17 protein-coding genes are annotated in these 20,126 nt (G+C 72.5%); 4 read left to right on the top strand and 13 right to left on the bottom strand.

Annotation, left to right across the window (positions count from 1 at the left end):
• Window positions 1-10: 10 nt before the first annotated feature.
• Window positions 11-826, bottom strand: a complete 816-nt coding sequence (locus ACFRAC_RS28850) for a hypothetical protein (RefSeq protein ID WP_382933619.1) — start codon at window positions 824-826, stop codon at window positions 11-13.
• 123 nt (window positions 827-949) lie between these two features.
• On the opposite strand from ACFRAC_RS28850, the gene ACFRAC_RS28845 reads away from it, so the two are divergent.
• Complete coding sequence (locus ACFRAC_RS28845; protein ID WP_382933615.1) at window positions 950-1,672, top strand: hypothetical protein; 723 nt, start codon at window positions 950-952, stop codon at window positions 1,670-1,672.
• Window positions 1,673-1,688: 16 nt separating this feature from the next.
• Here the strand turns inward: ACFRAC_RS28845 and ACFRAC_RS28840 are convergent, their stop codons facing one another.
• Window positions 1,689-2,618, bottom strand: a complete 930-nt coding sequence (locus ACFRAC_RS28840; RefSeq protein ID WP_382933610.1) for a YihY/virulence factor BrkB family protein — start codon at window positions 2,616-2,618, stop codon at window positions 1,689-1,691.
• Window positions 2,619-2,792: 174 nt separating this feature from the next.
• Window positions 2,793-3,227 carry a hypothetical protein gene (locus ACFRAC_RS28835; RefSeq protein WP_382933605.1) on the bottom strand — a complete coding sequence of 145 codons (435 nt, stop codon included), beginning with the start codon at window positions 3,225-3,227 and terminating at the stop codon, window positions 2,793-2,795.
• 257 nt (window positions 3,228-3,484) lie between these two features.
• On the opposite strand from ACFRAC_RS28835, the gene ACFRAC_RS28830 reads away from it, so the two are divergent.
• The 3 genes from ACFRAC_RS28830 to ACFRAC_RS28820 all read left to right on the top strand — a co-directional run bounded on the left by ACFRAC_RS28830 (window position 3,485) and on the right by ACFRAC_RS28820 (window position 9,356).
• The gene (locus ACFRAC_RS28830) at window positions 3,485-5,125 is read left to right on the top strand and encodes a serine/threonine-protein kinase (protein WP_382933602.1); all 1,641 of its coding nucleotides are present in this window, start codon (window positions 3,485-3,487) and stop codon (window positions 5,123-5,125) included.
• On the top strand, window positions 5,122-5,778 hold the full coding sequence (locus tag ACFRAC_RS28825) for a hypothetical protein (RefSeq protein WP_382933597.1): 657 nt from the start codon (window positions 5,122-5,124) through the stop codon (window positions 5,776-5,778). Before ACFRAC_RS28830 ends, ACFRAC_RS28825 begins: the two co-directional genes overlap by 4 nt.
• A gap of 302 nt (window positions 5,779-6,080) precedes the next feature.
• Entirely contained in the window at window positions 6,081-9,356 is a 3,276-nt protein-coding gene (locus ACFRAC_RS28820) for a LamG-like jellyroll fold domain-containing protein (RefSeq protein WP_382933593.1), read from the top strand.
• A gap of 58 nt (window positions 9,357-9,414) precedes the next feature.
• Here the strand turns inward: ACFRAC_RS28820 and ACFRAC_RS28815 are convergent, their stop codons facing one another.
• From ACFRAC_RS28815 to ACFRAC_RS28770, 10 genes are all read right to left on the bottom strand, one after another.
• Complete coding sequence (locus ACFRAC_RS28815; RefSeq protein ID WP_382933588.1) at window positions 9,415-9,981, bottom strand: TetR/AcrR family transcriptional regulator; 567 nt, start codon at window positions 9,979-9,981, stop codon at window positions 9,415-9,417.
• The gene (locus ACFRAC_RS28810; RefSeq protein WP_382933583.1) at window positions 9,978-10,340 is read right to left on the bottom strand and encodes a DUF1304 domain-containing protein; all 363 of its coding nucleotides are present in this window, start codon (window positions 10,338-10,340) and stop codon (window positions 9,978-9,980) included. The genes ACFRAC_RS28815 and ACFRAC_RS28810 overlap by 4 nt, the downstream gene beginning before the upstream one ends.
• A gap of 92 nt (window positions 10,341-10,432) precedes the next feature.
• Window positions 10,433-12,793 carry an AbfB domain-containing protein gene (locus ACFRAC_RS28805; RefSeq protein WP_382933579.1) on the bottom strand — a complete coding sequence of 787 codons (2,361 nt, stop codon included), beginning with the start codon at window positions 12,791-12,793 and terminating at the stop codon, window positions 10,433-10,435.
• Between the two features lie 192 nt (window positions 12,794-12,985).
• Window positions 12,986-14,020 carry an ABC transporter permease gene (locus ACFRAC_RS28800; protein WP_382933571.1) on the bottom strand — a complete coding sequence of 345 codons (1,035 nt, stop codon included), beginning with the start codon at window positions 14,018-14,020 and terminating at the stop codon, window positions 12,986-12,988.
• Window positions 14,017-14,979 carry an ABC transporter permease gene (locus ACFRAC_RS28795; protein ID WP_382933562.1) on the bottom strand — a complete coding sequence of 321 codons (963 nt, stop codon included), beginning with the start codon at window positions 14,977-14,979 and terminating at the stop codon, window positions 14,017-14,019. The genes ACFRAC_RS28800 and ACFRAC_RS28795 overlap by 4 nt, the downstream gene beginning before the upstream one ends.
• The gene (locus ACFRAC_RS28790) at window positions 14,972-16,531 is read right to left on the bottom strand and encodes a sugar ABC transporter ATP-binding protein (protein WP_382933775.1); all 1,560 of its coding nucleotides are present in this window, start codon (window positions 16,529-16,531) and stop codon (window positions 14,972-14,974) included. Before ACFRAC_RS28790 ends, ACFRAC_RS28795 begins: the two co-directional genes overlap by 8 nt.
• Window positions 16,532-16,612: 81 nt before the next feature.
• Entirely contained in the window at window positions 16,613-17,707 is a 1,095-nt protein-coding gene (locus ACFRAC_RS28785; protein WP_382933555.1) for an ABC transporter substrate-binding protein, read from the bottom strand.
• 381 nt (window positions 17,708-18,088) lie between these two features.
• On the bottom strand, window positions 18,089-19,120 hold the full coding sequence (locus tag ACFRAC_RS28780) for a LacI family DNA-binding transcriptional regulator (protein WP_382933549.1): 1,032 nt from the start codon (window positions 19,118-19,120) through the stop codon (window positions 18,089-18,091).
• 257 nt (window positions 19,121-19,377) lie between these two features.
• Complete coding sequence (locus ACFRAC_RS28775; RefSeq protein WP_382933543.1) at window positions 19,378-19,545, bottom strand: hypothetical protein; 168 nt, start codon at window positions 19,543-19,545, stop codon at window positions 19,378-19,380.
• Between the two features lie 24 nt (window positions 19,546-19,569).
• Window positions 19,570-19,926: a PRC-barrel domain-containing protein gene (locus ACFRAC_RS28770; protein ID WP_382933540.1), complete on the bottom strand. Its 357-nt coding sequence runs from the start codon at window positions 19,924-19,926 to the stop codon at window positions 19,570-19,572.
• Between the last annotated feature and the right edge of the window lie 200 nt (window positions 19,927-20,126).

The raw sequence follows: 20,126 nt of genomic DNA, 5'->3' as shown, positions 1-20,126 counted from the left end.
GGCCCGCCGGTCACCGCCGCCCGGCCAGGGACGCTTCGAGCGCGGCGATGTGCCGGGCCTCCGCCTCCTTGCGGACGGCGGCGAAGCGCCGGTCGACGATCAGGAGCGGCACGACCCACAGCGCGCCCCACAGGCTGAGGGAGTCGACGGCTCCGGTCTGCCGCAGCACGGTGTTGGTCAGGACGCAGAGGATGCCGCAGCCAGTCCAGGCGGCCGTGCGGTGCCGGCCGAGGAAGCGTACGGGCGCGTTCCAGGAGCCGGACAGCGCCTCCAGGGTCGCGGCGCGCACGATGGCGTCCCGGTCCACGGCGTCCGCTTCCCCCGGCGCCGTGCCGCCGCCCTTCCGGAGGTCCGCGTCGAGGGTCCGGGCCTGCTCCTCGGTGTCGTGGCCGGTGACCATGGCGGCGGCCGCGCCCCATCTGAGCTCGTCCCAGTAACTGCGATTCGCCCAGCGTCGCGCGGCGGCGACCTGCTGGGCCTCCGCGGACTCCGGCGCCAGCTCGTCGAGGCGCCCGGCGAGGACACGGGCGCGGGCGGCACGACCGGGGTACTCGAAGGCGTCGGCGCGCAGGCACAGTTCGGCGTAGCCGGCGAGGAGCCCGAGGTGGTCGGCGTCGAGCGCGAGTCCCGCCCGGAACGCCTCCTCCGCGCGGTCGTCGTGATCGTCGTCGTCCTCGGCCGCGTGCCCGAGGGCCAGCCAGCAGTACAGGTCGGGGTGGGGGCCCAGTTCGTCCAGGCCCTCCTGGGCGGCGCGCCGCACGGCCGCGTTGCCCCCCGCCGTGAACAGCTGCTCGCAGCGGTCCTGGTACGCGTCGACCGTGGTCATACGGAGTCCCTCCCTGCCAGCCACGCGAGGTGGCTCTGTCGTGTGCCGGGATCCTCGCAGGTGCACGGCGAATTGACGATCAAGGAATGGTGACGGCCGGCCCCGTGTGGTGAAGTGGGGATCATGACGCCGAGTGACGCGATCGTGGTGCCCGAGCTGTACTCCGGCTACCCCGGGGTGGCCTTCGGCGGGTACGTCGCCGGAGTGCTCGCGGAAGCGTCCGGGGCGGGGACGGTCCGGGTCGACTTCCGCGGGCCGGTGCCGGTCGAGGTGCCCGTCCGGCTGGCCGGGACGGGCGACGGCGGGGTGGAGCTGGGCGATCCGGAGCGACCGCTGGCCACGGCGCGTCCGGCCGAGTCGACGCTCGACGCGCCCGGCGCGCCGTCCTGGGAGGAGGCGTCGGCCGCGGCCGACCGGTTCCGGGCCGAGCCGCCGCAGGCGATGGTCGACTGCTTCGGCTGCGGACTGCGCACTCCCGACCATGGTCTGCGCGTGTACTGCTCCCCGGTGCCGGGCCGGAATCTGGTCGCGACGGGCTGGACCCCGTCCCCCACGTTCGCCGGTCCCGACGGGCTGCTGCCCGACGTCCTGGTCTGGGGCGCCCTGGACTGCCCGGGGCACTGGGCGGGACGCTTCCTCGGCACCCAGTGGCCGGGCGCGGTCACGGCCTCCCTGACGGGGACGATCCTACGGCCGGTGACGGCGGGCGAGCCGCATGTGTCCTATGCCTGGCTGCTGTCGGAGAGCGGCCGCAAACACACGATGGGCGTGGCGCTGGCGACGGCCGAAGGCGAGCTGTGCGCGCTGTCGGAGGCCCTGTGGATCGACCCGAAACCGGCCGCCTGAGGGAACGCCCGCCTCGTCAACTCGACTCACCCATCACGGCGTTGAGGCGCCGCTCCTCCGCCTTGCCCAGTTCCGCCGTGAACTGGGCCCCCGCGAGCAGGGCCAGGTTGGACAGCCACAGCCAGATCAGGGACACCACGACACCCGCGAGTGAGCCGTACAGCCGGCTGTATGTGCTCAGGGCCGAGGTGTAGAGGGCGAAGAGGCCCGAGACGGCCAGCCACAGGGCGGCGGCCAGGGCGCCACCGGGCAGGCTGCGGTGCCGGGTTCGGGCCTGGGTGGGGCCGGTGTGGAACACGGTGACCACCAGCAGGGCAGCCAGACAGAGCAGCAGCGGCCAGCGCAGCAGGGTCCAGGCCCAGGCCGCCATGACGTCGAGTGCGAGGGCCCGGCCGGCCGCCTCGGCGACCGGTCCCGACAGCATGAGTACCAGCGAGCTGAGCAGGAGCAGACCCAGCAGGGCGAAGGCCGTCAGCAGGATGCGGTGGGCGGTGCGCCAGGGCGAGCGCTGGTCGGCCACGCCGTGCATCCGGTGCAGGGCGCGCCGGAAGACGGCGAGGTAACTGCTCGCGGACCACAGCGCGCTCACGGCTCCCGCGCCCAGCAGCGTCCAGGCGGCGGTGCCGCTGCGCAGGGTGGCGGCCAGCGCGTCGTGCAGCTGGCCGCTCGCCTGCCCGGGGGCGTAGGCGGTGACGTGCCGGATGAAGTCCTCGGCGGTGTCCGGGCCGATCAGGCTGAACGCCACGACGGTGACCATCAGCGCGGGCAGCAGAGCCAGGATGGCGTAGTAGGTGAGGGCGGCCGCGTAGTCGGAGATGTCGTCGCGCCACATCGACCCCGGGGTGCGGCGCAGGGCGGGCAGCCAGGTTTCAGGGACGCGGCGCGACCGCTGTGCGACGGCGGGTGCCGAAGGGGGCGTGGCCAAGGGGTGCGGGTCGGCGGACATGGCCTCGGGGGTGGTAGGGCGCAGGGCACGGCCCTGAACGGGACGTCGGGGGTGCGGGGCGCGCCGGCCGTCCGTACACGGCAGGGCGGCGGCGCCTCGCTGTCGGTGCGAAGGCGCCACCGCCCTGCTGTGCCGGTGGGCCGGCCCGTCTCACGGACCGGTGTGGCTCGGCGATCAGATCCGGCCACCGGTGAGCCGGGTGATCGGGCCCAGCGTGCGCCGGCCCGCGCGCCGTCCGGCCGCGTACGAGGACGCGCCCAGCACCGCCAGTCCCGTGCCGACTCCGGCGGCGATGGCCTTGCGGTTGGCGAGGACCGTCCAGGCCGTCGTCGCGAGGGCGACGGCCTGCCCGGACGCGGCCACCACGGCCTTGCGTCCGGCGTCGGCCCGCTGCGCCGCCGACCGGGCGACGGCGGAGGTGGCCTTGGCGGTCCGCTCGGCCGTGCTCACGGCGGCTGACGCCGTGTCACCGGCCTTGTCCGCCGCCTTGTCCGCGGCCTTCGACGCCGGCGCGGTCGCCCGCGACGTGGCCCGACTTGCCTTGGCAGCCGCCTTCTTGGCGGTTGCGGAATCGTGGTTGGTGTCGTTGTTGGATGGGCTCATGGACACCGCGTTGCCGCTCCCCGCGGCAGCAAACATGTTCCGTCACAGGCATCCGCGGAGAGGGCCGAAGGCTCCCCGTGTCGTCGGTCCGCGACGGCTTTGTCACGGTCGGGGCACGCCTCGGCGTCCGCTCTGGCCACGCAACCGCAACGGCCGCAAATGTGTCTCTGAGCCCAGGACACGGCCGCCGCCGGACGGCCGGGGCTCCGGTGCGGCGGCGAGACGGCCCGCCGGTGCCGACAGGCGGCCTGGGGGGGACGCGCATGAGTACGTGGGAAGTGCCCGGATACACGGGGTCGCTGGAGCTCGGGTCGGGGGCGAGCGGCCGGGTCGTGCTGGCCGTCCACGAGGAGACCGGTGTCCCGGTCGCTGTGAAGTACCTGAGCGAGTCCCTGCGCACCCGGCCGGGTTTCGTGCACGACTTCCGCGCCGAGGCACGGCTGCTGGGCGGGCTGGAGAGTCCGTACGTCACCGGGCTGTACGAGTACGTGGAGAGCCCGCGGGGCGCCGCCATCGTCATGGAGCTGGTGGACGGCGTCTCGCTGCGGACCCTCCTGACCCGTGAGGGTCCCCTGACGCCCGAGGCCGCGCTGGTCGTCCTCAAGGGCTCGCTGCTCGGGCTGGCCGACGCGCACGGGGTCGGCGTCGTCCACCGCGACTACAAGCCCGAGAACGTGCTGGTGCTGCCGGACGGGACGTCCAAGCTGGTCGACTTCGGCATCGCCGTGGACGCGGGCACCGACGCCGGGGTGGCGGGCACGCCGTCCTACATGGCGCCGGAGCAGTGGACGGGTGCGCCCGCCTCCCCCGCCGCCGACGTGTACGCCGCCACGGCCACCTTCTTCGAGTGCCTCACTGGCCGCAAGCCGTACGCGGGCGACAACATCGCCGAGCTGGCGCTGCGGCACGTCGAGGCACCCGTGCCCGCCGAGGAGGCGCCCGAGCCGGTACGTGAGCTGGTGCGCCGTGGGCTGGCGAAGGACCCGGCGCAACGCCCCGCGCGGGCCGCGGAGTTCGTCCGGGAGCTCGAGGCGGTGGCCGGGGCGGCGTACGGGGCGGGCTGGGAGGACCGCGGACGGGACCGGCTCGCGGCGCTGGTGGCCCTGCTGCCCCTGCTGCTGCCCTCGGCCCGGGGCGGCGCCCGCGGGACCACGGACACCGCGCGCACGGTGCTCGGCCCCGCGCCGGGCCCGGGCCCCGTGCGGGCGTGGCTGCCGGGCCGGGCCGGGATGCTGGCGGCGGCCGCCGCCGTGCTCCTCGGGGTGCTCCTGACATACGGGGTCCCGTTCGCCCCGGACGACGCCGCACGCGACACGGCACAGGCCGCCGCCACGACCAACGCCCGGCCCGGCGCGCCGGCGCCCGGCACGCCGAGCCCCTCGGCCTCCGCGTCCGGGTCCCCCTCGGCGTCGTCCTCGCCGGACGAGCCGCCCACCCCGGCGGCGGCCACGGACGGCACGAGTGCCCCGGCCTCCGGCACTCCCTCCGGGACGGGGAGTACGACACCCGGAGGCACGGGCGGCACCGCGTCGCCGTCACCCGACGCTCCGCCCACGACGCCCGCGACGCCCACCGCGCCGGCCGTCAAGGACGTGGCGGTGTCCGGCTTCACGCAGACCGGCCCCACGACCGCCACCGCGACCGTCGTCGTCACCACGGACGGCACCGGCCCGGTCTCCGTCACGGTCTCCTGGTCCACCGGCGACCTCGCCGGGCTGCCCGGCTCCGCCGACGGGGCGGCCCAGACCTTCACCCGCAGCGGCGCCACCCAGTACCCGATCCCGGTCGACCACACCTTCCAGAACCGGGGCTGCTCCTGGTCCGTGCAGGCCACGACCGCTCCCGCCGCCGCCGGCGGGGCGGCCTCCCAGCAGCTCCTGACCCGGCAGTGTGACCTCCGATGAGCGCGCCCGACGACCGGACGGCCGACCTCGGCCCGCGCCGAACGGAGCCCGCGGAGGACACCGGCTACAGCGCCACCGTGCTCGGCAGCCACTGGATCCAGCGGCCCGCGCCGGACGCCGACGGCACCCTCGTCGCCCCGGCGCCGCGGCCCGACCGCGCCGAAAACACGGTGCTGCGCTTCGGCCCCGGCGTCACCGCCTCCGTCGCCCAGCGCACCCACCGCACGCTGCCCGCTCTGCCGCCGCCCCCGGCACCGGCCCCCCGGCGGCTGCGCCGGCACGCCCTGCCCGCGCTGGTACTGCTGTGCGTCCTCGCGTTCCTGGCCTGGCAGCGGCTCGGGCCGTCCGTCGGGGTGCGCTCGGTGGCGGTCACCGCCCGGCCCGCGGTGCTGCCGTGCGACGGCACCGCGGACGTCGTCGCCGTGGTGGCGACGGACGGCCGTCCGGGCACGCTCACCTACCGGTGGACCCGCAGCGACGGGACGGCCTCGGGGGTGCTGCGCGAGGTGGTGGCCCGCGACCAGCGGCAGGCGCGCCTCACGTTGCGCTGGACCTTCGAGGGCCAGGGCCGCCGCACGGCCGAGGCCGAGGTGGAGATCCTGTCGCCGGCCCGGCTGACGGCGGACGCGCGGTTCACGTACGACTGCGGCTGAACTCCCCACGCCCACGGCCGCAAAGCCGCAGATCGCGCGGTGGCGGCAGCGCTTCGGTGAGCCGCCCGTGCCCCATGTCGGCGCGGTGCGTGCCGTGGTGACTGAGCGACAGAGTGCTGCGCGAGGTCTGGACAGCCGTCCGAAGAGCGTGTTGTCATTCCGCTGTCGCAAGATTTTCCAACGTTGAAAGAGCCGCCCCGACCGCGTCCGTGCCGGTCTTGCGACCCACCCGTGTACCGGCGGGCCCATAGCCCGCCGGACGACCGGCACCGGTCCGCGGCCTCCGTGCGAGGAAAGGTTCGATGACAAGACAACACAACCGCCCACGCGCCAGAGTGTGGGCGCTGCTGGCCGCGGCCGCCCTCGTCGTCCCCCCGAGCGGCCTGGCCGCCACGGCGTCGGCGGCGGAGTCGGCCGGCAGCGCGCAGGCCCCCTCCGCCAAGGCGTCCGACGTCGTGGTGCACGGGCTGAAGGGCGAGTACTTCGCCATGTCGGCGCCGGGCGCCCGGGACTTCGCGCAGCTCGGCGGCACGCTCCTCGAGCCGCAGATCAACTTCTCGGGTCTGACCAGCACGTTCCAGGAGCTGACCGGCCGGACGGAGCACACCACCGCCCGCTGGACCGGCCAGATCGAGGCCCCGGAGACCGGCGACTACACGTTCTACGCCATCGGCGACAACGGTTTCCGGCTCCTCATCGACGGCGAGCCGGTCATCGACCACTGGGAGCCCGACTGGGACAAGGAACAGACCAGTGCCAAGATCCGGCTGAACGCCGGGGAGAAGCACGACTTCCGGCTGGAGATGTTCCAGGACTTCGGCGGCGCCAACATGTTCCTGCGCTGGTCCGGCCCCGGCCTGGCCAAGCAGCTCGTCCCCATGTCGGCGTTCACCCCGCCCGAGGGCTTCGAGGTCTACCCGGTGGAGCTGACCGTCGGGGCGGACGGCAGGAAGCTGCGCGCCCGCTTCGAGGGCACGGTCGGTGACCTGCGCACGGTCAAGGACCATCTGAAGATCGAGGCCGACACCACGGCCATGCCCCTGAAGTCGGTGGCCGTGGCCCCCGACGACCGCAACTCGCTGATCGTGACCCTCGCCGAGCCCATCCAGAAGGCCCAGCAGGTGCGCGTCAGCTACGACGGCGAGGGCGGCCTGACGTCCGGCGGCGAGACCGTCCCGAAGGTCATCCGGTACGCGGAGAACGCCTCCACGCACCGGCTCACCACCCGGTGGGGCGACAAGGTCGACAAGAAGAACCCGCTGCCGGAGTACCCGCGCCCGCAGCAGGTGCGCTCCAAGTGGAAGAACCTCAACGGCACCTGGCAGTTCAGCGGCGCCAAGGCCGGTGAGCAGCCCGCGTTCGGCAAGGACCTGCGCGAGAAGATCGTCGTGCCGTACCCGGTGGAGTCGCAGCTCTCCGGGCTGGAGCGGCACGAGGACCACATGTTCTACCGCCGCACGATCACCGTCCCGAAGGACTGGAAGGTCGGCAAGAGCGGCCAGGACAACCGGCTGAAGCTGAACTTCGGCGCGGTCGACTACCAGGCGCGGGTCTACGTCAACGGCACGAAGGTCGCCGAGCACACCGGTGGATACGACGCGTTCAGCGCCGACATCACCGACGCGCTGAAGGGCTCCGGCCCCCAGGAGATCGTCGTCGCGGTCACCGACACCGGTGGCGCCGACCAGCCGATGGGCAAGCAGTCCACGAACCCGGGCGGCATCTTCTACACCCAGTCGTCGGGCATCTGGCAGACGGTGTGGATGGAACCGGTCGCGAAGGCGTCGATCGATAACGTTGTCTCCACCCCGGACATCGACTCCGGCACGCTCGCGGTGACGGTGGAGTCGGCCAAGGCGTCCCCGGGCGCCCGGGTCGAGGCCGTGGCGCGGGACAAGCGCGGCAAGGTCGTCGGCAAGGTCAGCGGACCGGCCGGCAGGCAGCTGCGGCTGCCGGTGGCGAACCAGCACCTGTGGAGCCCGGACGACCCGTACCTCTACGACCTCGACGTCACGCTCACCGACGGCAGGTCGACGGACAAGGTGCGCGGCTACTTCGGTATGCGCGAGATCGGCGTGGCGAAGGTCGGCGGCTTCCGGAAGCTGGTACTGAACGGCAAGCCTGTCTTCTCCCTCGCCACCCTCGACCAGGGCTTCTGGCCCGACGGCCTGTACACGGCCCCCAGCGACGAGGCGCTCGCGTTCGACCTGAAGGCGCACAAGGAGCTCGGCTTCAACGCGGTGCGCAAGCACATCAAGGTGGAGCCGGCGCGCTGGTTCTACCACGCGGACCGGCTCGGCCTGCTGGTCTGGCAGGACTTCGTCTCCGGCAACCTGACCAACGAGACGGGGCGGACCGCCTTCGTCGACCAGGGCCGCGAGATCATGCGCGAGCACCACAACGCCCCCTCCGTCATCGGCTGGATCGTCTTCAACGAGGGCTGGGGCGAGTGGGACCGCACCGAGACCGGCAAGATCACCGAGGCGGTCAAGGAGGCCGACCCGTCCCGTGTCGTCAACGCCCACAGCGGTGTGAACTGCTGCAACTCCAAGGGTGACTCGGGCAAGGGCGACATCATCGACCACCACGACTACAACAACGAGGACCCGCCGTTCCCCGACGCCGAGCGCGCGGCGATGGACGGCGAGCACGGCGGCTTCACGCTGCGCTCCCCCGGGCACATGTGGCCGGGCGCCCCGACCGTGATCTACAGCGGCGTGGACACCAAGGAGGCGCTGACCCGCAAGTACGTGGAGAACACGGAGAAGTTCTACCTGGACCAGGCCGCGGCCGAGCTGTCCGGCTCGGTGTACACGCAGATCACGGACCTGGAGAACGAGCTCAACGGCCTCTACACGTACGACCGCCGGGAGATCAAGGTCGACCCGGCGCGGGTCCGCGAGATCAACCGGAAGGTCATCGCCGCCGGCGCCTCGGCGGGCGACCGGCTCCCGCTGAAGGGCGGTGGGCACTGGTCCCTCGACGAGGGCACCGGGACCACGGCGAAGGACGACGGCCCGAACAAGAAGCCCCTCACCCTCAGCGAGGGCACGAGCTGGACGCCCGGTGTCAGCGGCAGCGCGCTGAAGTTCGACGGCAAGGGGCAGTACGCCGAGACCGCCGGTCCGGTGCTCGACACCACGGGCAGCTACACCGTGTCCGCGTGGGTACGACTGGACGAGGTGCCGGGCAACTACGCCACCGCGGTCAGCCAGGACACCCGGCGCCAGGCCAGCCCGTTCTACCTCCAGTACGGGCAGGGGGCGTTCGCCTTCAGCACCCCGGGTGAGCACCGCGCCCGGCTCGTGACGACCCCGGAGAAGGGGCGCTGGTACCACCTGGTCGGCGTCCGCGACGGCGGCGACAACACGATCACGCTGTACGTCGACGGGAAACGGGCGGCGACCGCCACCGGCGGTGCGGCCTACCCCAGCACCGGTTCCCTCGCGGTCGGCCGGGCCCAGTGGGGCGGCAACGACACCGACTTCTGGAACGGTGCCGTCGACGAGGTCCAGGCGTTCGACGAGGCGCTCACCGCCGAGGAGGTGAGCGCGCTCTACACGGACGGGAAGCCGTAGCGGTTCGGCGCACGGACGGCCCCGGCGGGAGTGTTTCCCGCCGGGGCCGTCCGCCGTCTCAGGGCAGCGGGGTGCGGTGCAGGGCGATGAGCAGGCACCAGACGCGGTGGGCGACCTCGTCCGGGCCGCCGGGGACGAGGCCGTGCAGCCAGTCGGCGAGGACCCCGGTGAAGGCCGAGGCGACCGCGGAGGCGACGAGGTCCGGCTCCGGCGCGCCGACGAGCGCCCGTTCGCCGCGGCTGCGGGCGCGCAGGTCCTGGTGGAGCTGCCGGCCCAGGGGTCCTGCGCCACCGGGGCTGAGCAGCGCGCGGTAGAGCCCGGCGTGCGCGGTGAGCCCGGCGAAGAAGCCGAGAAGTGCGGGCGGCGGGGACGCGGGGTCGGGGGTGCCGCGCCAGGCGTGCAGGGCGTCCACCGCGTCGCGTACGACGTCCGCGCAGGCGTCGACCGCGAGCGCTTCGAGGTCGGCGTAGTGGACGTAGAAGGTGGCCCGGCCGACGTCGGCCCGCCGCACGAGGGCGGCCACGCTGACCTCCGCCAGCGGCTGTTCGGCGCAGGAGTCGAGCAGCGCGCGGCGCAGCCTGGCGCGGGTGCGGACGGCGCGGGCGTCGCCTTCGGGGCCGGTCACCGGGCGAGCAGGACCGCGGCGAGCGCGAGGGCGCCGGGCAGTGCCTGGGCGACGAGGATGCGGCGGTTGGCGGTGACGCCTCCGTACAGGCCGGCGACGAGGACGCACACGAGGAAGAAGACCCGTGCCTGGAACCCGGTCGGGTCGTCGGCGATCAGGCCCCAGACCAGGCCGGCGGCCAGGAACCCGTTGTAGAGGCCCTGGTTCGCGGCCAACGGCGCGCTGGCGCGGGCGAGTTCGGCGTCGAAGCCGGAGAGCGCGCGGCCGGGCCGCTTCTGCCAGAGGAACATCTCCAGCACCAGGATGTAGGCGTGCAGCGCCGCCACCAGACCGACCAGGACCCTCGCCGTCGTCTGCATCGGTGACCCCACCCCTCGGACATGCTCCTGGACAGGTGTCCAGCGTACATGGACACCTGTCCAGGATGGGTGGGCGGGCGGCTACCGCGTCGTCACGGCGCCCAGGGCGCCTCCACGGCCCAGGTCGTGTCCTGGGTGAAGAGGGCCGGGTTGTCCCAGGTGTGGGTGCCGCCCGGGGTGGCGAGCCACAGTTCGGCGTTATAGTGGCGCAGGTACTGCTCCGGGAAGTTGTAGGCCGACAGCCGCACGCCGCCGTCGGCGCCCCGGACGGGACAGAAGGTGGCGTCGGCCCGGTACAGGTCGCCGCTGCCGGCCTCCTTGTAGACGCGATACTCCCGGTGCCGCAGGTACTGACCGGGGTAGTTGCGCGACTCGAAGCTGTAGCAGGTGTTGTTGGCCAGTCCGGGGACGATCCGCCAGGTGGCGTCGTTCTTCAGCAGGCTGTCGCTGCCGACGTTCACCACCTCGGTGAAGACCGCCCCGTCCTTGTGGCGCATGTACCGGTCGGTGTAGCCGGGTGTGGTGACCCGCAGGGACCGGTACTGGTCCACGGGAAGGGTGAGCGGGGCCGTCGTCCCGCGCGAGGCGTCGATCAGGGCGCGGTTGGCGGCGCGCACCCGGGCCTCGTCGACCTTGACCACCTGACGGTCGTAGGTGAGCAGGCCGTTGACCTCGTTCTCGACGTCAGTGATCTCGGTGTAGACCGAGGCGGACAGGCCGCGTGGCATGCGCACCTCGCGGATCGCGTCGATCAGTCCCACGAACCGGTTGTTCAGATGGGCGAGGTCGGGCTGGTCCTCGTAGCTGAAGCCGCCGCCCGGGTACCACTCGTGCCCGGCGACCTTGAAGCCCAGGCCGCCGAACTCGCCGAGGACGGCGGCGCGGGTGGCGCTGGGCACGGTGGTGCCGGGGCCGACGTAGACGTGGTGGTCGACGACGTCTCCGTTGCCGCCGTCGACGGCGCCGCAGCAGTTGACGCCGCTCATGTTGTCGACGAGGCGGGAGGGGTCGTACGCCTTGACCTTGTCGGCGAGGCGGGCCTGGTCGTACTGGCCCCAGCCCTCGTTCTGGTTGACCCACAGGACGAGGGCTGGGGAACTGCGGTGCTGGTCGATGATCCGGTCGTACTCGGTCTCCCACTGGGTGCGGGCGGCGGCGTCGGGGGTGCGTTCCATGGACGGCATGTCCTGCCAGACCAGCAGTCCCAGGCGGTCGGCCCAGTAGAACCAGCGCTGCGGTTCGACCTTGATGTGCTTGCGGACCATGTTGAAGCCGAGGTCCTTGTGCTTCTGCAGGTCGTGGCGCAGGGCCGCGTCGGTGGGCGCGGTGTAGATGCCGTCCGGCCAGTAGCCCTGGTCGAGCGTGCCGGTCTGGAACACGAACCTGCCGTTGAGCACCGGGCGTTGATGGCCGCCGACGCTCGCGAGGGAGATGGTGCGCATGCCGGTGTAGCTGCCGACGGAGTCGACGGTGGTCCCGCCGGACAGCAGGTCCGCCTTCACGTCGTAGAGGAAGGGGTCCTCCGGGGTCCACAGGTGCGGGTTCGGGACCGGCACGGTGAACTCGGTGCCGGCCGGGCCGGTGGCGGTGCCGACCGTGGTGCCGCCGGTGGAGACGGTGACGCGGGCCTGGTGGCCGTTGGTCCCGGTGCCTCGGACCGTCACCTTGAGGCGGTTGTTCGCCAGGTCCGGCACCATGTCGAGACGGCTGACGTACGCGGAGGCCGTGGGTTCCAGCCACACGGTCTGCCAGATGCCGGACGCCGCGGTGTAGAGGATGCCGCCGCCCGGGTGCGGGGCGACGTCACGGATGCGCTGCTTGCCGATGGCCTGGGTGCCGGTCTCGGTGGGGTCCCATACGGAGACGACGAGGGTGTTGGTGCCGGTGGTGAGCAGGTCGGTGACGTCGTAGGAGAAGGCGTCGTAGCCGCCGCTGTGGGTGGCCCCGGCCTGCTGGCCGTTGACCCAGACGGTCGTCCGCCAGTCGCTGGCGCCGAAGTTGAGCTGGACGCGACGGCCGTTCCAGCCGGCGGGCACGGTGAAGGCGCGCTTGTACCAGAGCTTGTCGTTCTGGGTGATCTTGCGCTGGATGCCGGAGAGCGCGGACTCGGCGACGAACGGGACCCGGATCTGCTCGGGGAACGTGGCGGGTTGTCCGGCGTCCGCCGAGGTGACGGCGAAGTCCCAGATGCCGTTGAGGTTGGCCCAGTCGGGGCGGGTCAGCTGCGGCCGGGGATACTCCGGCAGCGGGGTGTCGGTGGGGACCTGGCTGGTCCACGGGGTGGTCATGGGGGACGGTTTGGGGGTCCACGCCCGGGGTGCGGCGGCCGCGGATCCGGTGGCCGTCAGGGCCGTGCCGGCGGCCAGGGCGAACACGGCGAGTGCGGTGGTCGCCCACCGCGCTCGCCGTCTCAGCCAGGCGAACCTCTGCCGGCCTGCGGGTACTCGACGCATCGTGCCTCCTTGCTTCGTGGGGTGGGGAGACGTGCGCGTGCCAGAGGGTGTCCGACCCTTCCCGTCGTCCGCCCGCGGGGCGGGTGGGGAGGGGTCGGACACCCCCTCAGGACGGCCGGAGGGGAGTCCGGTCGCCCGGAACCGGGTCCGGCGGCCGGCCGTGGGGGCGCGGCCGGCCGGACCCTGGACCCGTCACATGAGTTGCCTTCTGCGGCCCAGCCAGGTCTGGGCGATGACGACGAGGGCCAGGAAGGCGCCGCTGACCACCTGCTGGTAGGAGGAGTCGAGGGAGCCGATCTGGTTGATGACGTTCTGGATGACCTTCAGCAGCAGCACGCCGACCAGGGACCCGCTGACGTAGCCGAGGCCGCCGGTCAGGAGCGTGCCGCCGATGACCACGGCGGAGATGGCCTCCAGTTCCATGCCGCTGCCCAGGATGGTGACGCCGGAGGCGAGCCAGGCCGCGTTGAGCGCGCCCGCCAGACCGGCGAGGAGCCCGGACAGCGTGTAGACGAGGATCTTCGTCCGGGCCACCGGGGCGCCCATCAGGGCCGCCGCGTCCTCGTTGCCGCCGACCGCGTACACGTGCTGTCCGAACCGGGTGCGGCGCAGCACGACGGCACCGGCGACGAACAGGGCGAGCGTGATCCAGACCGGGTTGCCGAGGCCGAGGGTCGTGCCCTGGCCGAGTTCGGCGAGGACGGAGCCCTTGCCGATGAGGAAGGTGTCCGCGCCCTCGTCGGTGATGGCCAGCAGCAGGCCGCGCGCACCGAGCATGGCGGCGAGGGTGACGATGAACGGGGCGAGCCGGGACTTCGCGACCAGGAGCCCGTTGACGACACCGATCAGCCCGCACACCAGTAGCGGCAGCAGCAGCGCCACCAGGGTGCCGTGCCGTGATCCCCAGGCGGCGAGGACGCCGCCGAGGGCGAACAGCGAGCCCACGGACAGGTCGATGCCGCCGGTGATGATGACGAAGGTCATGCCGAGCGCGACGATCGCCAGGAAGGCCGAACTGGTCGCCATGTTGCTGACGTTGTCGCCGGTGGCGAAGGAGTCGAAGGAGAACGACGCCACCAGGGAGACGATCACCAGCACGGCGAGCGCGCCGTGCTGCTGGATCAGGGCGCTCAGCCGTTCGGAGCGGGCGGAGCCGACCGGCTCGCTCTCCCCCGCCGGTTCGTTGCTCGCGGTGGTCACGGGTACGTCCGCTTTCGTGACGGTCATCGCTTCCCCCGTCCCCGTGCCGCGTACACCGCGGCGACGATCACTACGGCCTGGGCGATCTGGGTCCAGGAGGGCGGCAGATCGTGCTTGATGAGGGTGGCGGTGAGCAGCTGGATGAGGACGGCTCCCGCCACGGTGCCGGCGATGTTGACCCGGCCGCCGGTCAGCGGGGTGCCGCCGACGACGACGGCCGTGATCGCCGACAGTTCCATGAGGTTGCCGAGCGACGTCGGGTCGCTGGCCTGGAGGCGGGCGGTGGCCAGCACACCGGCCACGGCGGCGAGCAGCGCCGACGCGACGTACACGAGGATCAGCACGCGGCGTACCGGCAGACCGGCGAGCTGCGCGGCGGGCCGGCTGTCGCCGATGGCGAGGAGCTGACGGCCGAAGGTGGTGCGGCGCACCACGAAGGCGACCAGCAGGGCCAGGGCGGCGGCGATCAGGATGAGGTAGGGGATGCCGGCGACGGCGCCCGAACCGAGGGAGGCCAGCGACGGGTTGCGCAGGTCCTTCAGCTGGGGCAGCAGCACCAGGGCGATGCCGCGGCCGCCGACCATGAGCGCCAGGGTGGCGACGATCGGCTGGACACCGACGAGGGCGACGAGCGCCCCGTTGGCCAGGCCGACCGCGGCGGCGAACAGCGCGACCACGAGCAGCGCGGGCAGCAGACCGTAGCCGAGGTACAGCGCGGTGACGGACGCGGCCAGCGCCATCACGGCGCCGACGGACAGGTCGACGCCCTCCGTGCCGATGACCAGGGCCATGCCGAGGGCGACGACGATGACGGGGGCGACCTGGACGGCCTGGGTGCGGAAGTTCTCCGCGGAGAGGAAGTGCGGGGTGATGACGATGTTCACCACGAGCAGGGCGGCGACGCCGGCGTAGACGCCGTAGGTCTGCAGCCATTGGAGCACCCGGGTGCGGTCCAGCGGGGCGGTGCGCAGGGTGGCCTCAGCCATCGCTCGCCACCTCCTCGGCCACCGGCTCCGGCCGGCTGTCCCCGGCTATGGTGCGCATGAGCTTGTCCTCGGTGACGTCGTCGCCGGTGAGTTCACCGACGACGGCGCCGTCCTTCAGCACGACCACGCGGTCGGACCCTTCGATCAGTTCCTCCAGATCGGAGGAGATGAGCAGGACGCCCAGGCCGTCGGCGGCCAGTTCGTCCACGAGCTTCTGCACCTCGGCCTTGGCGCCGACGTCGATGCCGCGGGTGGGCTCGTCGAGCAGCAGCACCTTGGGGTTCATGGCGAGCCAGCGGGCGAGCAGCACCTTCTGCTGGTTGCCGCCGGACAGTTCGCCGACCTTCTGGTGCGGGGAGGACGCCTTGATCCGCAGCCGCTTCATGAAGGTGTCGACGACGCTGTCGACCTTGGCCTCGGAGACGAGGCCGAAGCGGGACAGGCGGGGCAGGACGGCGAGCGCGATGTTCTCCCGGACCGACAGGCCGGGGACGATGCCCTCGCTCTTGCGGTCCTCGGGCAGCAGGCTGATGCCCGCGCGGATCGCGGCCGGCGCCGAACCGCCGCGCAGCGGCGTCCCGGCGACCGTGACCCGGCCCGAACGGAGCGGCAGGGCGCCGGAGATGGCCTTGGCGGTCTCGGTGCGGCCGGAGCCGAGCAGTCCGCCGAGTCCGACGACCTCGCCGGGCCGGATGCTCAGGGACACCTGGTGCAGCTTGTGCGGCACCGTCAGTTCGGCGGCGTCCAGCACCGGTTCGCTGTCGGCGGCGTGGTGGTCGCCGGTGAATTTGGTGACGCCCTCCTCGCGGACCTCGCCCAGGTCGCGGCCCAGCATGGTGGAGACCAGGGAGAGCCGGTCGAGGTCGGCCAGATTCCCGTGGTGGACGCGCCGGCCGTCGCGGAGCACGGTGACCGTGCTGCACACGGCGTACAGCTCGTCGAGGCGGTGGCTGACGTAGACGACGGCGATGCCCGCGTCGCGCAGGCGCCGGATCACCGTGAACAGGGTCTCCACCTCGCGGGGTTCGAGCGAGGAGGTCGGCTCGTCCATGATGACGATGCGGGCGTCGGTGGCCACGGCCCGGGCCAGGGCCACCATCTGCTGGGCGCCGACGCCGAGGGTGCGCAGCGGCCGGCGGACGTCGACGTGGACGCCGTAGCCGAGCAGGATCTCCTCGGCCTCCCGGTTCATCCGGGCGACGTCCAGGACGCCGAAGCGGTTACGGGGTTCGCGGCCCAGGAAGAGGTTGCGGGCGACGCTGAGCAGCGGGATGAGGTTGACCTCTTGGTAGATGGTCGAGATGCCCGCCTTCTGCGCGTCCAGGGGGGTCGCGAAGGAGACCTTTCCGCCCTGGAAGGTGATCTCGCCGGCGTCCGGGCGGTACACGCCGGTGAGGAGCTTGATGAGGGTCGACTTGCCGGCGCCGTTCTCGCCGATCAGGGCGTGGACCTCGCCTGCGCGCAGGGTGAGGTCCACGTCGTCCAGGGCCCGGACGCCGGGGAAGGTCTTGCTCAGTCCGCGGACGGCGAGGACTTCGGCGGGGGGTGCCACCTGTGCCTCCAGGTAGTGAAGGGTGCGGAACGTGGTGAGGGGGAGGCGAGGGGGCACGGTCGCCCGTGCCCCCGGGGTGGATCAGTACGCCTTGGCGATGTCCGTCTTGGCGTTGTCCGCGGTGTACGCGCCGTCCTGGATGATGATGTCCTGCGGGACGTCCTTGCCCTGGGTGAAGGTGTCCAGGGTCTGGAACGCCAGCGGGCCGAAGCGCGGGTTGGACTCGATGACGCCGCTGATCCAGCCGTCCACGATGCCCTGGACGGCGTTGCGGGTGCCGTCGACGGTCACGATCTTGACGTCGCCGGCCTTCTTGCCGGCGCCCTTGAGCGCGGCGACCGCGCCGAGGCCCATCTCGTCGTTCTCGGCGTAGATGCCCTTGATGCCGGGCTTGGACTGGATGAGCTGCTCGGTGACCTGCTGGCCCTTCTCGCGGGCGAAGTCACCGGTCTGCTCGAACACCACCTTCAGGTCCGGGGCCTTCTCGGCGATCCGGTCCTTGAAGCCCTTGGTGCGCTCGGTGGTGACGTTGTTTCCGGCGGAGCCGAGCAGGATGGCGACCTCGCCCTTGCCGCCGGTCGCCTCGATCATCTGGTCGGCGGCGCGCTTGCCCTGCTCGACGAAGTCGGAGGCGATGAAGGAGACGTAGTCCTTGCAGGCGGTGGCGTTGATCTTGCGGTCGATCGTGACGATCGGGACCTTCTTCGCGGCGGCGGCCTGGAGCACCGGGTCCCAGCCGTCGGAGTTGAGCGGGGCGATGACGAGGAGGTCGGCGCCCTTGGCGAGCAGGTCCTGGACGTCGCTGATCTGCTTGGAGAACTGCGACTGGGCGTTGGCCGTCAGCAGCTTGACGCCCCGCTTCTTCGCCTCGTCCCTGATGGACCGGGTCTCGGTGATGCGGAACTGGTTGGCCTCCTTCTCCGACTGGGAGAAGCCGACGGTGGCGTTCTTCAGGTCGATCTTCTTGGCGCCGTAGGCGTCGATGGTGCAGGACTTGCTGCCCGGCTTGGGTGTGACGGCCTTCTGTTCGGCGCCCGCGGCGGCCGGGGACTTCGTGTCCTTCGACGCGTCGTCCTCCGACTTCGCGCAGGCGCCGGCGGTCAAGACCACCGCGGCGGCCAGGGCCACGACCCCGGGGCGGGCGAAGAGGCGAGGACGGTGAGTGGTGCGCTGCATGGTGACCCCGATCCGGGCGACGCTGAAAGGGAACTGGGGAGTCGACGCAGGTGAGGAAACGGTGCCTCTCCCCCGGCGGGCAACGTTGTCCAGCCCGCCGCAAGAGGTTTTTACATCGTTGGAAGGACGCTGTAAACCCCTTGTGCAGAGAGCTGTTGCCCCCCGTGCCGGGAAAGCGCGCGGCGGACGGGCGTGTACGGCCGCCGCGGGGCGGCCGTACACGGGGCGCGCGGGGGCCGCGGAACGCGCTCGGCGGGCATGCCGAACGCCCCCGTCGGCCGGTCGGCCAGGGGGTGTCCGGTACCGGGAGGGGCCCGGCGCGTCACGAGGCGGCCCGCGCCCGCGACGCACCGGCGAAGGGCACACGGGCGCACCGGCCCGTCACCTCGCGGTGCCGTCCTCCCGCGCCGCGCGTCCGAGCGTGCTCTCCCGGGCGACCAGGCGGTAGTCCGCCCAGACACGCCGAGGTTCGGGCGCCTCGCCGCCCAGCCGCGCGAGGACCGATTCGACGGCGAGCCGTCCGATGGCCTCCTTGTCCGGCGACACGGAGGTCAGGGTCACCGCGCCGAAGCGCCCCTCGACGACGTCGTCGAAGCCGACGACCGCGGTGTCCTCGGGAACGCGCAGCCCGCGCTCGTACAGCACGCGCATCGCGCCGATCGCCATCAGGTCGTTGTAGGCGAAGATCGCGTCGGGCCGCCGCCCCGAGTCGAGGATGCGGGTCATCGCCGCGGCGCCGTCCGCATGACCCCACCCTTCGGTGGCGGCCACCAGCCCGTCGTCGGCGGGGAGTCCGGCGGCGGTGAGCTCCTCGCGCCAGCCGCGCACCCGCAGCTGGGCGGTCTCGCTGCCGCCCCGTCGCGCCCCGATGAAGGCGATCTCCCGGCGCCCCAGGTCGAGGAGGTGCCGGACGGCGGCACGGGCGGCGGCCACGTTGTCGATGGCGATGTGGTCGTACGGCAGTTCGTAGTCGCGTTCCCCGAGGAGGACCAGCGGGACGTTCTCATCGCGGTCGCGCAGGTCCTCCCGCTCCAGCTCGATGGGGCTGAGGATGAGGCCGTCGATGACGCGGGCCCGGAACCCCTGACTGACCAGCACCTCCTGTTCGCGGTGTCCGCCGGTGTGGTCGAGGAGCACGATGTAGTCATGGGCGGCGGCCGCGTCGATGACGGCGGCGGCCAGTTCGGCGAAATAGGGGTTGCCGAGTTCGGGCAGGGCGAGGGCGATGATGCCCGTGCGCCCCTTGCGCAGATGACGGGCGGCCAGATTGGGCCGGTAGCCCAGCGCGTCGATGGACCGCTGCACGCGTTCGCGCATGGCGGGGGTGACGTGCTGGTAGTTGTTCACCACGTTGGAGACGGTCTTGATGGACACTCCGGCGTGGGCGGCGACGTCCTTGAGGCTGACCCGCACGGCATTCCTTTCAGAGCGGCCCGACTCGGGTGGTCGGTGCGGGTACGGTGTCGTCACCGTGAGCCTGGCGCCGAGTCCCTGCTTGACATTTACAACGTTATACAGGCGACGTCCGCGCACTGACAAGGAGTTGTGCGGGCCTACCGACGCGATGAGGTCACCCCCGGCGCACACGGGGCCGAAGGGGCGTGTTCGGGGGGCGCAAGCGCTTGTCGTCGCGCCGGGTCACGCGCGGGCGCACCGGCCGTCGGGTTGGTTCAGCGGGTGGGGCGGCGGCCGCTGCGCCGGATGCGCAGGCCGCCGTAGAGGAACGCGACGATCGCCAGGAGCACGCCGATGACCAGCAGATAGAACAGGCTCTTGGCGAGCACCCCGATGAAGCCGAGCACGACGGCCACGAGGAGCAGGAACAGGAACAATGCCATGGCGGCCTCCGCCGAGTGGTGCCGTCAGCGGCGGGCCAGCCGCCGTTCGCCGCCGGCCCCGGGCTGGTAGCTCAGCTCGTAGTGCGCGAAGACCGCCTTCTCGTCCTCGGCGGGCAGGACGCCGTCCATGTCGATCGACGGGGCGTCCTTGACCAGGTTCTTCGGATACGCGACCTTCAGGTACCCCGGGCCGACCGTCGCCCCCACCAAGGGCACGAACACCAGGCGGTGCCGGGTCGGCATGCCGACCGTGACGGTGGCGAAGTAGGGGGCGTCGGTCGCCGTGTCCACGTAGACCGACTCCAGCTTGCCGATCTTGCGCGCCTCGGCGTCGACCACGTCGTGACCGCGCCACTCCCGGATGTCACCGGCCTCGAACATCGGTACCCTCCGCTCGTCGTTCCTTCGGTTCGCATACCCCGTCCGGGGCTCTCTTCACGGTGACACCGAGAGGACGACGGGGCACCTTCGCCGCCGGGGGGGGGGGGGGGCCGGCCCCCCCCCCCCCCCCCCCCCCCCCCCCCGGGGGAGCGCGCGGGCCCCACCCCCCCCGGGCGCGGCGGGCGCCGGGGCAAGGGCGC

Source organism: Streptomyces sp. NPDC056628 (genome assembly GCF_042792555.1).
Classification (GTDB): domain Bacteria; phylum Actinomycetota; class Actinomycetes; order Streptomycetales; family Streptomycetaceae; genus Streptomyces.
This window is presented reverse-complemented; position numbering and strand designations above follow the sequence as displayed.

Bases quoted from the DNA above. Each gene is read 5' to 3' on its own strand.
- ACFRAC_RS28800 (WP_382933571.1), bottom strand. From the start codon at position 14,020: ATGACCGTCACGAAAGCGGACGTACCCGTGACCACCGCGAGCAACGAA.
- ACFRAC_RS28810 (WP_382933583.1), bottom strand. From the start codon at position 10,340: ATGCAGACGACGGCGAGGGTCCTGGTCGGTCTGGTGGCGGCGCTGCAC.
- ACFRAC_RS28840 (WP_382933610.1), bottom strand. From the start codon at position 2,618: ATGTCCGCCGACCCGCACCCCTTGGCCACGCCCCCTTCGGCACCCGCC.
- ACFRAC_RS28795 (WP_382933562.1), bottom strand. From the start codon at position 14,979: ATGGCTGAGGCCACCCTGCGCACCGCCCCGCTGGACCGCACCCGGGTG.
- ACFRAC_RS28785 (WP_382933555.1), bottom strand. From the start codon at position 17,707: ATGCAGCGCACCACTCACCGTCCTCGCCTCTTCGCCCGCCCCGGGGTC.
- ACFRAC_RS28830 (WP_382933602.1), top strand. From the start codon at position 3,485: ATGAGTACGTGGGAAGTGCCCGGATACACGGGGTCGCTGGAGCTCGGG.
- ACFRAC_RS28845 (WP_382933615.1), top strand. From the start codon at position 950: ATGACGCCGAGTGACGCGATCGTGGTGCCCGAGCTGTACTCCGGCTAC.
- ACFRAC_RS28850 (WP_382933619.1), bottom strand. From the start codon at position 826: ATGACCACGGTCGACGCGTACCAGGACCGCTGCGAGCAGCTGTTCACG.
- ACFRAC_RS28770 (WP_382933540.1), bottom strand. From the start codon at position 19,926: ATGTTCGAGGCCGGTGACATCCGGGAGTGGCGCGGTCACGACGTGGTC.
- ACFRAC_RS28775 (WP_382933543.1), bottom strand. From the start codon at position 19,545: ATGGCATTGTTCCTGTTCCTGCTCCTCGTGGCCGTCGTGCTCGGCTTC.
- ACFRAC_RS28805 (WP_382933579.1), bottom strand. From the start codon at position 12,793: ATGCGTCGAGTACCCGCAGGCCGGCAGAGGTTCGCCTGGCTGAGACGG.
- ACFRAC_RS28825 (WP_382933597.1), top strand. From the start codon at position 5,122: ATGAGCGCGCCCGACGACCGGACGGCCGACCTCGGCCCGCGCCGAACG.
- ACFRAC_RS28820 (WP_382933593.1), top strand. From the start codon at position 6,081: ATGACAAGACAACACAACCGCCCACGCGCCAGAGTGTGGGCGCTGCTG.